Origin of the sequence: Pseudomonas sp. SJZ074, from assembly GCF_007828215.1 — a bacterium.
Classification (GTDB): domain Bacteria; phylum Pseudomonadota; class Gammaproteobacteria; order Pseudomonadales; family Pseudomonadaceae; genus Aquipseudomonas.
The window spans coordinates 17,361-28,227 of record NZ_VIUE01000047.1 but is presented as its reverse complement, the minus strand read 5'-3'; the positions used below and the strand labels follow the sequence as shown (position 1 = coordinate 28,227).

13 protein-coding genes are annotated in these 10,867 nt (G+C 59.3%); all 13 read left to right on the top strand.

What is annotated here, in order from left to right; translation table 11 throughout:
* The first annotated feature begins 271 nt into the window (after window positions 1-271).
* The 13 genes from FBX99_RS27885 (at window position 272) to fliF (ending at window position 10,864) form a co-directional block, all read left to right on the top strand.
* Window positions 272-592, top strand: a complete 321-nt coding sequence (locus tag FBX99_RS27885) for a flagellar biosynthetic protein FliQ (protein ID WP_241493023.1) — start codon at window positions 272-274, stop codon at window positions 590-592.
* Window positions 593-611: 19 nt separating this feature from the next.
* Window positions 612-1,355 (top strand): flagellar biosynthetic protein FliR, encoded by a 744-nt coding sequence (locus tag FBX99_RS27880; protein WP_145133708.1) that lies wholly within the window; start codon window positions 612-614, stop codon window positions 1,353-1,355.
* A complete protein-coding gene (locus tag FBX99_RS27875) occupies window positions 1,352-2,425 on the top strand; it encodes a flagellar biosynthesis protein FlhB (protein ID WP_145133706.1) in 1,074 nt (357 codons plus the stop codon). The genes FBX99_RS27880 and FBX99_RS27875 overlap by 4 nt, the downstream gene beginning before the upstream one ends.
* Window positions 2,422-4,509 (top strand): flagellar biosynthesis protein FlhA, encoded by a 2,088-nt coding sequence (locus tag FBX99_RS27870; protein WP_145133704.1) that lies wholly within the window; start codon window positions 2,422-2,424, stop codon window positions 4,507-4,509. Before FBX99_RS27875 ends, FBX99_RS27870 begins: the two co-directional genes overlap by 4 nt.
* The gene (locus tag FBX99_RS27865) at window positions 4,506-5,222 is read left to right on the top strand and encodes a flagellar hook-basal body protein (protein ID WP_145133702.1); all 717 of its coding nucleotides are present in this window, start codon (window positions 4,506-4,508) and stop codon (window positions 5,220-5,222) included. Before FBX99_RS27870 ends, FBX99_RS27865 begins: the two co-directional genes overlap by 4 nt.
* A gap of 15 nt (window positions 5,223-5,237) precedes the next feature.
* Complete coding sequence (locus FBX99_RS27860) at window positions 5,238-6,011, top strand: flagellar hook-basal body protein (RefSeq protein ID WP_145133700.1); 774 nt, start codon at window positions 5,238-5,240, stop codon at window positions 6,009-6,011.
* 113 nt (window positions 6,012-6,124) lie between these two features.
* Entirely contained in the window at window positions 6,125-6,721 is a 597-nt protein-coding gene (gene flgA, locus FBX99_RS27855) for a flagellar basal body P-ring formation chaperone FlgA (RefSeq protein ID WP_256664140.1), read from the top strand.
* Window positions 6,708-7,286 carry a flagellar basal body L-ring protein FlgH gene (locus FBX99_RS27850; RefSeq protein ID WP_145133696.1) on the top strand — a complete coding sequence of 193 codons (579 nt, stop codon included), beginning with the start codon at window positions 6,708-6,710 and terminating at the stop codon, window positions 7,284-7,286. The genes flgA and FBX99_RS27850 overlap by 14 nt, the downstream gene beginning before the upstream one ends.
* The gene (locus FBX99_RS27845; protein WP_256677808.1) at window positions 7,268-8,392 is read left to right on the top strand and encodes a flagellar basal body P-ring protein FlgI; all 1,125 of its coding nucleotides are present in this window, start codon (window positions 7,268-7,270) and stop codon (window positions 8,390-8,392) included. The genes FBX99_RS27850 and FBX99_RS27845 overlap by 19 nt, the downstream gene beginning before the upstream one ends.
* A gap of 9 nt (window positions 8,393-8,401) precedes the next feature.
* On the top strand, window positions 8,402-8,779 hold the full coding sequence (locus FBX99_RS27840; protein WP_145133692.1) for a flagellar biosynthesis protein FlgB: 378 nt from the start codon (window positions 8,402-8,404) through the stop codon (window positions 8,777-8,779).
* Between the two features lie 2 nt (window positions 8,780-8,781).
* Entirely contained in the window at window positions 8,782-9,177 is a 396-nt protein-coding gene (locus FBX99_RS27835; protein WP_145133690.1) for a flagellar basal body rod protein FlgC, read from the top strand.
* Between the two features lies 1 nt (window position 9,178).
* Window positions 9,179-9,484 (top strand): flagellar hook-basal body complex protein FliE, encoded by a 306-nt coding sequence (fliE, locus tag FBX99_RS27830; protein ID WP_145133688.1) that lies wholly within the window; start codon window positions 9,179-9,181, stop codon window positions 9,482-9,484.
* A 3-nt stretch (window positions 9,485-9,487) separates the two neighbouring features.
* On the top strand, window positions 9,488-10,864 hold the full coding sequence (fliF, locus tag FBX99_RS27825) for a flagellar basal-body MS-ring/collar protein FliF (protein WP_145133686.1): 1,377 nt from the start codon (window positions 9,488-9,490) through the stop codon (window positions 10,862-10,864).
* The last annotated feature ends 3 nt before the right edge of the window (window positions 10,865-10,867 follow it).

Genomic DNA, 10,867 nt, shown 5'->3' with positions numbered 1-10,867 from the left:
ACTGGCGTAGTGGACGCGGCTCAAACTCTCGAAAAACTTTGGAGAGACTTGAGCACGCGTTGCGAGCAGAGGTACATCAAGAGGCGCAGGCATTGAGCGTGTTTAAGCGTCAGATGCAGGTGGTACCGGCAATCGTATAGTCAGAGCGAAGAGGGTTGCTTGTCAGTCTATGGCCGGTGCAGGAAGCCAGCATTATGTATCCAACTCGTAACATTATGTTGCGTTTATTGATATTATCTCGCTACCATGCTCGAATTAATGGCTATCTGCCATGCAAGCCAAGGCGCGCCCAGAACGCGCCCTCGATAAAGCTCAGCCGGGGTTAGGGATGACGCAGGACTTCATGCTTTACGCGCTCAAGGAAGCGCTCCTGACCGCCGCGATGGTGGCGGCCCCCTTGCTGCTCGCCATCCTGATCATCGGTCTTCTGGTCAGCATTCTCCAGGTCGCCACCCAGATCCAGGAAATGACCCTGACGTTCATCCCCAAGCTGATCGTGACGGTCGTCGTGCTGTTGGTCTTTGGGAGCTGGATGCTGACGGTTCTCAAACAATTCGCACTCAGTGCATTAACTCAGGCCGCTAGTTTCTAGCTTCGTTTTGGTGTGGGTTGTGCTGACGTCCTTTTTTCTCAACGCGCTTCTCGTATCGGCCAGGTTAATTCCGCTCGTGGTGGTTTCGCCGGTTCTGTTTTTTGCGCGCATTCCATTGACCGTCAGGTTACTGCTGACCTTGGCTTTGTCCGCCGTATTGGCAAGCAGCATGGCGCTTACCCATGAGCCGGTCTTTACGCTGCCTGCGCTCCTGGGGGAGTTGTTGCTCGGTGTGTTGATGGCGTTCGGTTTTCATGCCGCTCACGCCGGGGTCGATATGGCCGGCAAGCTGATCGACACCCAGATCGGTTTGAATGCGGCTGGCGTCTTTGATCCAGGAACCTCCACCATGACCGGCCTGATGGCCGATTTGCTGGTCTGGTCATTGAGTGCGGTATTCGTCGTACTCAATCTGCATCACGATTTGCTTCGCGGTTTCGCCCAGCTTCTGGTCGCGGTTCCGCCCGGTAGCGTATCGCTCTCCACACTGTCCCTGTCCTTGGCGACGGTCATGACGCAGCAGTTTTTACTGGCGTTCATGATCGTCGTGCCGGTGCTTGTCGGGCTCTGGCTGATCGATATTGCCTTTGCGTTCATGTCCCGCTCCATGCCCCAGGCCAACGTCTATTTCCTCTCGTTGCCCATCAAGTTGGGCGTTGGCGTGTTTATCCTGATACTGACCCTACCGATGATCGTGCAGCGCTTGCCGCTCCTGATTGAAAACGCCTTGCGCTTTGCTCTTTCGCCGGCAGGTGTTCAATGAGCGATCAGCAGGACAAAAGCGAAGAGGCAACGCCTTACAAGCTTGAGGAAGCCCGCAAGAAAGGGCAGGTGCCGCGCAGTCCCGATCTGTTGTCCCTCATCATGTTGTTGACGTTCCTGATGGTGTTCTCGGCCATCGCCTATCCCCTGGCCAGCGTGATCGCCACACATACGCATTGGTGGCTGAGTAATGCCGGGCAAATGGGCCGAGGCTTCAGTTTCCTGGGGGAGCAGGGCGGATACAGCCTGAGACAGGTGGTGTACGGGTTATTGCCGCTGATTGGCGCGCTGATACTGATGGCAATTCTGACGAACCTGATCTTCAGCGGTCCGGTGTTTTCCTTGATTTCCTTGAAGCCGGATTTCAAGCGACTCAATCCGATCCAGGGGCTCAAGAAGGTTTTTTCGCGACGTATGTTCGTTGAGCTGATCAAGGTGCTGGTCAAGGGTGCCCTGTTCGCGTTGGTCCTGTATTACCTGTTCCAAAGCGTGTTGCCGCAGTTGATGGGCATGGCGACGATTTCGCCATTGGAACTACCCCAGGCCGCCAAGCAATTGCTGATGCAACTGGGCTTTACAGTCCTGGCAGTCATGGCCGCCGCCGCGCTGTTTGATATCTGGTACTCGCGGCGCGAGTTCAGCCGCCAGATGCGTATGAGCCGTCGGGAAACCAAAGACGAGCATCGGCGCCGAGAGGGTGATCCGGAGGTTCGTTCCAAGCGCAAGGGCATACAGCAGGCACTGCTGAAAAAAGCGGCTGCGTTGGGGCAGGTCAAGGACGCGGACGTCATTATCACCAACCCGACCCATTATGCGGTGGCCTTGCAGTACCGACCCGCGAGCATGCTCGCACCCAAGGTACTGGCCATGGGGCGAGGTCTTCACGCCCGGCGTATCTGTCACATCGCCAGAAAGCACCGGATACCGATTTTGCGGCGTCCGCCGTTGGCTCGGGCGCTGCATGCGCTGGCCCGGGTCGACTCGGCCATTCCGGATTCCACTCAGACCGATGTAGCACGTATCTATCGTTGGGTGATCGCATTGCCGGGCAATAAGGTGCTCGCTTCATGAGGCCACTTTTTTCTCGCGTGCTGTCCGAAGGCAGTGATCTTCTGCTGGCAGTGGCGGTCATCGGGATCCTGCTGGTGTTGTTCACGCCGATCCCGACGTGGCTCCTGGATTTGCTCCTGCTGACCAACTTTGCTGTTGCACTGATGGTGCTGCTGGTGACCTTCGACATCGATAAGCCGCTGAGCTTTTCGACCTTCCCATCGCTGTTGTTGATGACCACGTTGTTTCGTCTGGCCCTGAACATTTCGGCGACGCGGCTGATCCTGACCGATGGCGATGCGGGTCTGGTCATTGCAGCGGTGGGCACCCATGTTGTCGGCGGCAATTACGTGATCGGCTTCGTGGTCTTCCTGATCCTGGTGGTTGTGCAATATGTGGTGGTCACCAGCGGCGCCCAGCGCGTCGCCGAAGTGGCTGCCCGTTTCACCCTGGATTCGTTGCCAGGCAAGCAGATGAGCATCGATGCCGACCTGAACATGGGCATCATTGACCAGGAAGAAGCCAAGCGCCGGCGCAGTCAGTTGGAGCGTGAGTCGAACTTTTACGGGGCCATGGACGGGGCGTCTAAGTTCGTGAAAGGGGATGCGGTTGCCGGTATCGTGATTATCGCGATCAACATCATCGGTGGCTTATCGGTCGGGATTCTGCAGAAGGGACAGAGTTGGGGCGATGCGCTGCATCACTACACGCTGCTGACGGTAGGCGATGGCATCGTGACGCAGATCCCTTCGCTGATCATCGCCGTGGCTGCCGGGATCATCATCACCCGGGCCGCGACCGATGCCCGCTTGGGACCGGAGTTGGGGCGCCAGGTGTCGGCTTACCCCAAGACGCTGGTCGTGGTGGCGTTGGTCACTGTCTTTCTGGCGATGGTGCCAGGCTTGCCTCTGATTCCGCTGTTGATACTGTTTGCCGGGTTCTCCATCGCGGCCTGGTTCTCCTATCGCAAGTTGCGAAACAAGGCCAAGGAAGGGGGCGATCCACAGAGCGACGATCCGTCTGCCGCGCAGGACAACGAAACCGGTGACGTCTACGCGTTGATGAACACCGATGCGTTTGAGCTGCGTCTCAGTACCGATCTTGCCGCCCACGTCCTCGCCGCAACCAGCACGTTGAGCTTGCGCATTGACAACCTGCGCAAGCAATTCGCCCGGGACTATGGTTTCGCACTGCCGGAACTCAATGTGCACGCCGACAAGAAACTGGCCAACGGTACCTATCAGGTCTGTGTGCAGGGCGCGGTGATAGCTGCGGGCGAATTGGAGTTCGACAAGTTGCTGGCGATCAATCCGGGGGGCGTGACGCTGACTCTGGAAGGGCGTGCAACCAAGGAACCGACCTACGGCCTCAAGGCACTCTGGATTGAAGTTGCTCAACGCACGCAGGCGCGGACGGCCGGGTACACCCTGGTTGAGCCCGATACGGTATTGCTGACCCATTTATCCGAATTGGCGCGTCGTTATGCACCGGAGTTCCTGACCCGTGCCGAGACCGAGCGACTGATCGAGAAGAAGCGCACGAGCCTGGGCAGCCTGGTCGATGAATTGGTGCCTCAGGTGCTCAGCTATTCGGACATCCAGCGGGTACTGCAATTGCTGCTGCGTGAGCAGGTGTCCATTCGCAACCTTGAAACCATTCTCGAAGTCCTGGTGGATGCGGGACGCAGCCAGAAAAATGCCGAAGACCTCGTCGAGCGAGTGCGTGAGCGCTTGGGCGCGGCCCTCTATGAGCGGTTGGTGGATAAGAACGGTGAGCTGAACGTGCTGACGATTGCGCCCCAGTTGGAAGGTTACATGCTGGCGGCTGCACGTCCTCGGGAAGGATTGCAATCGGCACTGTTGCCCGCCCAGGAACTGGAGCGCTTTGTCACCACCGTCGCACGCGAGGCAGAGCGTCAGCTCAGTGGCAATAAACAACCGGTGCTGCTGTGCGCGGCGCCGTTACGACGGGTTTTGCGGTCTTTCATGTCTCGGGCGGTGCCCCACATGGCGGTGTTGTCGGTGAACGAAGTCGGGCAGCACGCCCGCGTCACTTCGGCCGGCATGATTGATCTGCCCGGTTTCCCGAGCCTGGAGTCCCCATGAGCGATTTGATCATGCAACTGGCTGGGGTCATCCAGCGTGACATCGACAATTTGAAAGCCGTGTCACAGAACGTCGCCAACGCCAACACCTATGGCTACAGGGCCGAGCGCACCTTCAATGTGATGCCCGCCAACTCGATGGCTGGCGGCACGGGTGTTTCGAGCGGGCTCGACGACATACAGGCGCAGACCCGGATCAGCGCCGACGGTGGTGCGCTACAACACACCGGACGCGCCACGGACCTGGCGTTGTCCGGGGATGCCTGGTTTGCGCTGAAGACACCGGGTGGCGTGTTGTTAAGTCGCGACGGACGTTTTCAGGTCGACAACACCGGTTACCTGGTGAGCAAGGCGGGTTATCCGGTATTGGCAGACGAAGGCCCGTTGCAAGTAGCGGGTGGAGTCTTGAAGGTCGACGCGAGTGGCCAGGTCAGTGTCGACGATCGGCCGGTAGGTCGCCTGAGTGTGGTACGGGTCGACAACCCGCAGCAACTGTTGGCCGTTGGGGATGGGCTGTACGCGGCCAGTAGCGCGATCACCCCCGCGAAGAGTTTCGTTGTGCATCAAGGGCTTTTGGAACGCTCCAACGCGGCCATGGGCACCGACATGGTGAAAATGATGGAAGTGTCACGGCATGTCGAAACCATGCAACGAGCGCTGTCGGCCTACGACGGCATGCTCAACAGCGGTATCAACCAAATCGGCAAGAACTGACCAGGGAGAGTGGTTGTGATTGATTCATTGAGTATCGCCAGCTCCGGTCTGACCGCGAACCAGGCTTGGATTGACAGCATTTCGAACAACGTCGCCAACATGCAGACCATTGGCTACAAGCGCAGCCAGGTGGATTTCCACGACATGGTCCGGGAAGTCGGGACACGCGACGCAGGGGGAGGCATGACCGAAACCTTGCTGTCCGGCGCAGGTATCCAGGCGTCGCAGCCAAGTCAGGTCTTCAGCCCTGGCACTGTGCGTGAGAGTGGTAACGCGCTGGACCTGGCCATCCAGGGCGACGGGTTCTTCGAAGTGGCGTTGCCCACGGGCGAGTTGGCCTATACCCGCGCGGGACGTTTCCATCTCGACAGCGAGGGCCAATTGGCAATGCCCGATGGGCAAACGCTGACGGCCGACCTTAGGGTGCCGCCGGATGCGCGCAACCTGGTGATCAAACAGAACGGCGAAGTCCAGGCAACCATCACCGAAACCGGAGAAATCATCAGCGTCGGTCAGGTTCAACTGGCGAAGTTCGCCAGTGCCGAAGCGCTGACCAAACTCAGCGATGGTCTCTATCGCCCGACCCAGGCCAGCGGCGAAGCGATTTATGCCGAGCCGGGTCGCGACGGCCAGGGTGTTCTGTTGCAAGGCTTTGTCGAGATGTCCAATGTCAACCTGATCGACGAGATGAGCGGGTTGGTGCTGGCTCAACGGGCCTACCAGATGAATGCGCGGTTGCTACAGGCCAGCGATCAGATCCTGGAAACCATCAATAACCTGCGCCGCTGATCACTATGAATATCCATTGGATGGCCGGGCTCGGGTTGTGGATCGCAAGCAGCGGTTGCTATGCCGAGGTGGCACCCGGTGCGGGTTGCGACGCAGCCGCATCAAGGAATGCCTTGACGACTGCTGTCCAGCATATTCAGGCGCAGTTGGCCACGCCCGAGGTTGAACTCCAGCTCACGCCAATAGGCGAGCCGCCGGCCATGGGGCAGCCGCAGATCCGGTTGTTGAGCCCGGGCATTCGCAGTCGGGTCCCGGTCGCATTCAGCGGCATCGTGTGCGGCCATGATCGGCCCAGCATGGTGACGGTGTGGTTCAAGGTACAGGCCTGGAAGCAGGCATGGGTCTATGGCCGTAATGGACGAGCCGATCAGGCGATGGCGGATGTGCAGCCGCGTCTGGAGCGGGTGGACCTGGCTGCGGCGCAACTTTCGCCGGGTGATTTGCCCAGCGATGTTGCGGGGCAGTGGCTGAATCAATCGGTCAACGCCGGCATGCCGGTGCTCAAGCGTCACCTCAAGGCTGAGCCACTGGTGTTTCGTGATGCGCCGGTGACCGTTGTGGTCTATGGCCCTGGCCTGATGCTGCGTACTGAAGGAAAGGCATTGCGTCCGGGTGTCTTGGGCGAGCGTGTACCGGTGATGCTCAATGGTTCCGAGTCGAGCCTGTTGGCGGTGGTCACCGGAAAAGGAGAGGTTCATGTGGAAAGATGACGCCCGCAGCGCGTTGTTGGTCATGCTGTTGCTGCCGGGAGTGGCTGGCGCACAGAGCCTGATCAATCCCGATGGCTACCGCTCCCTGACGGGCGACCGTCGTGGCTACTACCTTGGCGATACATTGACGGTGTTGGTGGTGGAGTCCACCACGGCTCAGAGCGCGGCAGGCACCGGAGCCGACAGCAATACCGATATTTCCGCGCGCACAGGGCTGGACAGTAATACCCATCAAGCGAGCCTGGGCCTGAGAGGGGATACCAGTGGCACCGGCCAAACCAACCGCAGTGGACAGATTCGCACGAACGTCTCCGTGCGCATCATTGAAATGCTGCCCGAGGGTTTGCTGCGCGTCAGTGGCGAGCAACGAGTGACAGTCAATGATGAAAAGCAGCAGGTCAGAATCACCGGTCTGGTTCGACCGGATGACATCGCCTACAACAACACGGTGCTTTCCTATCGTCTGGCAGACGCACAAATCGATATCGTCGGCGACGGTGTGGTGACCGATGCGCAGAAGCAGAACATCGTTTTCCGGGTGCTCAAGTGGCTACGAATCTTATGAAAATGGTTGCTCGGCTGCTGTCAGTCCTGCTCCTCGCGCTCTGGTTACAGCCAGCGCAGGCTGATGTCCGGATCAAGGAACTGACGCGCATCCAGGGTGTACGGGACTATTCCATCATTGGTTATGGCCTGGTGGTCGGTTTGGCCGGAACGGGCGATACCGACCGTAATCGGGCCACCCGCCAGTCGCTGGTCAATACCTTGAAGAACTTCAATGTGAACGTCGCTGAAGGAGATCTCAACACCCGTAACACCGCGGCGGTGATGGTCACCGGCAACTTGCGCTCGTTCAGCGAGTCGGGGGACAAGCTGGACGTCGAGGTCTCTTCCCTGGGCGATGCCCGCAGTCTGCTGGGGGGCACCTTGTTGATGACGCCCCTGTACGGTCCGGACGAAAGACTTTATGCCTTGGCCCAAGGACCGATGTCGGTGGGCGGGTACGTCTTTGAGGCCAACTCCAACTCGGTGCAGAAGAACCACCCGACGGTGGGGCGTATTCCCCGAGGCGCCAGTGTCGAGCGCTCGGCCTTTTCGGAAAATGATGAGGTATCGAGACGTCTAGTGCTGATTCTGAACGAGCCGGACTACACCACCGCACAGCGTATTGCCGATGCCTTGAGCCGAGAGTTGGGCGTGTCAGGCGTGCGGGTGGTGCACGCGGCCAAAGTCGAGGTGCCCGTTACGGCCGGCACGAGCGTCCCTCGATTGATTTCGCGGGTGCAGAACGTTTCAGTGGCTCCGGATTATGCCGCACGCGTGGTGGTCAACGAGCGCACCGGCACCGTGGTGGCGGGAGCCAATGTCCAACTGGGCGAAGTCAGCATTTCCCAAGGCTCGCTGAGTGTGGTGATCAGCACCAAGTTCCAGGTTTCGCAGCCGTCCTGGGTGGCACGTACCGGGCCAGGTGTCGGTACGGTGGTCGTGCCGGATACAGACCTGACCGTGAACGAAGAAGAACACGGGCCGGTGAAGCTGGCGGAAGGGGCGACGGTAGGCGACCTGGTCAAAGCCCTCAATCAGGTTCGATTGAGCACGCGCGAAGTGATCACTGTGTTGCAGGCCATCAAACAAGCGGGCGCCTTGCACGCCGAACTCATTGTTCAATAAGGAAGATTGATGTCAGCCGATATGAGTCTTGCAATAGAAACGGTTCGCTTCGCCATGAGCCTGGAGCAACTGAGGGCGAAGGTGGCGGCGCATAACATCGCCATGGCCAACGTTCCCGGGAGCAAGGCCATGCGTCTCAACAGCTTCGAGCCGATGGCCGCCTTGCGCGGCCTGCACAACGATCCGGAACTGTTTGGCCAGGCGTTGCGTTCCATACAGGACAGCGAATTGACACCGTACTTGCAGAGCTATACGCCGGTCTCGCCATTGGCGTTGGACGGTGAAGTTGCGCAGATGTCTGCGGCGAGCGGTCGCTATCAGACCCTGGCCGACGGTGTCTCGCGCCAGTTCGCGCTCATGCAGTTGGCAATCAAGGGAGGCCGCTGAGCATGCCTCTGGACAACATCAGCGAAATCGTTCGCGGGAGCATGGCCTACGAGCGTTCACGGGCAGAGGTCGCGAGCTACAACCTGGCAATCGCCAACGTGGCGATAGGGCCGGGGGATCGTTCGCCGTTACTCAGCGTATCGCCTCCAACCAGCTTTGCCGGGCAATTGGGTTTACAGCAACCGCTCGTTCATCCCCAAGCGCGTAGTGATGCTCGTTTGGTTCATGACCCTGCTCATCCCATGGCTGACCACAATGGCATGGTGCATTACCCGAACATCGAAGCCGCCAGGGAAATGGCGACCCTGGTATCGGCAACCCGTGCCTACGAAGCCAACATCCGCTCTTACAACAGCTTGCGCGAAATGACGCTCAAAGCCTTTGAAATTGGAAAGTGATATGACCGCTGCCATCGCGCCTATTGCATTAACGACCGACCTTTCACCGAGCGCCGCCCTGGCACAAGGGTCGATGGGACCGGAAAGCTCTGATTTCGTCGGTTTGCTGAAGTCGGGCGCGACCCAATTGGGTGAGCAGACCGGGCAAGCGAGCGAGCTGCTGTCGGCTTATGCGCTGGGCGAAAACATTGCGCCTCACGATCTGGTCATGGCCATGGAACAAGCGAAGCTGTCGCTGCAACTGGCTGTGGAAGTACGCAACCGACTGGTAGATGCCTACCAGGAACTTACACGGCTGCAGATCTGACCCATGGAGAATCAACTGGTGTCCTCGTTCCTTGCTGGTCGTACACGCCTCTTTCTGATCGGCATGGTGCTGATTGTTGGCCTGCTTGCCGTATCGGTCTGGTGGGTACTGCGCCCGCAATACGTGGCCCTGTACCGAAATGCCGACGAAGCGTCCCAGGCTCAGATTCTGGCAACATTGAGCCAGCGCCATGTGCCTTATCGGATCAATACGCAACAGGGCGCGATTGAGGTCCTGGCCGATCACGCGGCCGCCGCGCGCATGTACCTGGCCGAGGCGGGTATTCCAACGCGAGGTGGCCCGGGGTTTGAGCTGTTCGACAAGGCCGATTACGGCATGTCGGAGTTCAGCCAGAAAATCAATTACCAGCGGGCCATGGAAGGTGAGTTGGCGCGCACGATCATGAGCATCTCTGAAGTGGAGTATGCCCGCGTGCACCTGACGTTCAAGAAAACCAGCCTCTATCAGCAGGCGGAAGAGCCGCCCAAGGCCTCGGTGATTGTGCGTCTACGCGCCAAGGGCACGTTGATGCCTCAACGGGTCAGGGGTATCCAGCAACTGGTGGCGTCGGCGGTAGAAGGGATGACCCTTGAACGTGTGTCAGTGCTCAATGAGGACGGGCAGGTACTCAGCGCCTCCGATAGCGCCGCGGCCGCCCCCGAACACTTGCAGTTGACTGCTCAAGTCGAGCAAGCGTTGAAGCTCAAGGCCGAAGAGCTGTTGGCCCGTCCGCTCGGTCAGCATGGCGTCGATGTTTCGGTTCGGGTGCTGATGAACTTCGACCGCGTCAAATCCATCAGCGAGCAACCGCTCACCAATAAGATACGCCGGGAAAAACGTACGGAGTCCACCGAAAACTCCAGCGGTGAGTCCACGAGCAAGCGCTTCCAGAACAATCGGGAAATCGATTACGAAGTGGGCAAGGCCCGCGCCGAAACCGAGCATGCCTCTGGCAAGATTGAGCGCATTACCGTCGGTGTAGTGCTCAGCACTCCGGTCACGGACGCTCAACAGAAAGATATCCAGGCCTTACTCGAGGCGGCATTGGGCTTGGACCTCAAGCGCGGCGATCGATTGGTGATGGTCTATATCCCGGACATGCCCGTGCCGCAGGCTTCTACGGTGGCGCAGGTTTCGACAGAGCCCGCGCCGGTGAGCCATGTCGAGGCGCCTGCGTCCATCGACGATGATTCCGCGTTGCCATGGACTCGCTGGCTGGGCATCGGATCGATGGTGGTCCTGATGGTCATTCTGTTGATGTTCTGGCTGACAGGACGCCGCAAGACCGTCTCTGTCCCCGCGACCGTGCCGCGACTGACGTCTGTCGAGCGTGAGCAATTGCTGGTGGACTTGCGTCGCTGGCTGTTGGAGGGGCGCTGAGGT

What these genes read in the sequence shown, in the direction of transcription:
- FBX99_RS27875 (WP_145133706.1), top strand. Translation starts at nt 1,352, where the DNA reads ATGAGCGATCAGCAGGACAAAAGCGAAGAGGCAACGCCTTACAAGCTT.
- FBX99_RS27840 (WP_145133692.1), top strand. Translation starts at nt 8,402, where the DNA reads ATGTCAGCCGATATGAGTCTTGCAATAGAAACGGTTCGCTTCGCCATG.
- FBX99_RS27885 (WP_241493023.1), top strand. Translation starts at nt 272, where the DNA reads ATGCAAGCCAAGGCGCGCCCAGAACGCGCCCTCGATAAAGCTCAGCCG.
- FBX99_RS27850 (WP_145133696.1), top strand. Translation starts at nt 6,708, where the DNA reads ATGTGGAAAGATGACGCCCGCAGCGCGTTGTTGGTCATGCTGTTGCTG.
- FBX99_RS27870 (WP_145133704.1), top strand. Translation starts at nt 2,422, where the DNA reads ATGAGGCCACTTTTTTCTCGCGTGCTGTCCGAAGGCAGTGATCTTCTG.
- FBX99_RS27835 (WP_145133690.1), top strand. Translation starts at nt 8,782, where the DNA reads ATGCCTCTGGACAACATCAGCGAAATCGTTCGCGGGAGCATGGCCTAC.
- fliF (WP_145133686.1), top strand. Translation starts at nt 9,488, where the DNA reads ATGGAGAATCAACTGGTGTCCTCGTTCCTTGCTGGTCGTACACGCCTC.
- FBX99_RS27865 (WP_145133702.1), top strand. Translation starts at nt 4,506, where the DNA reads ATGAGCGATTTGATCATGCAACTGGCTGGGGTCATCCAGCGTGACATC.
- fliE (WP_145133688.1), top strand. Translation starts at nt 9,179, where the DNA reads ATGACCGCTGCCATCGCGCCTATTGCATTAACGACCGACCTTTCACCG.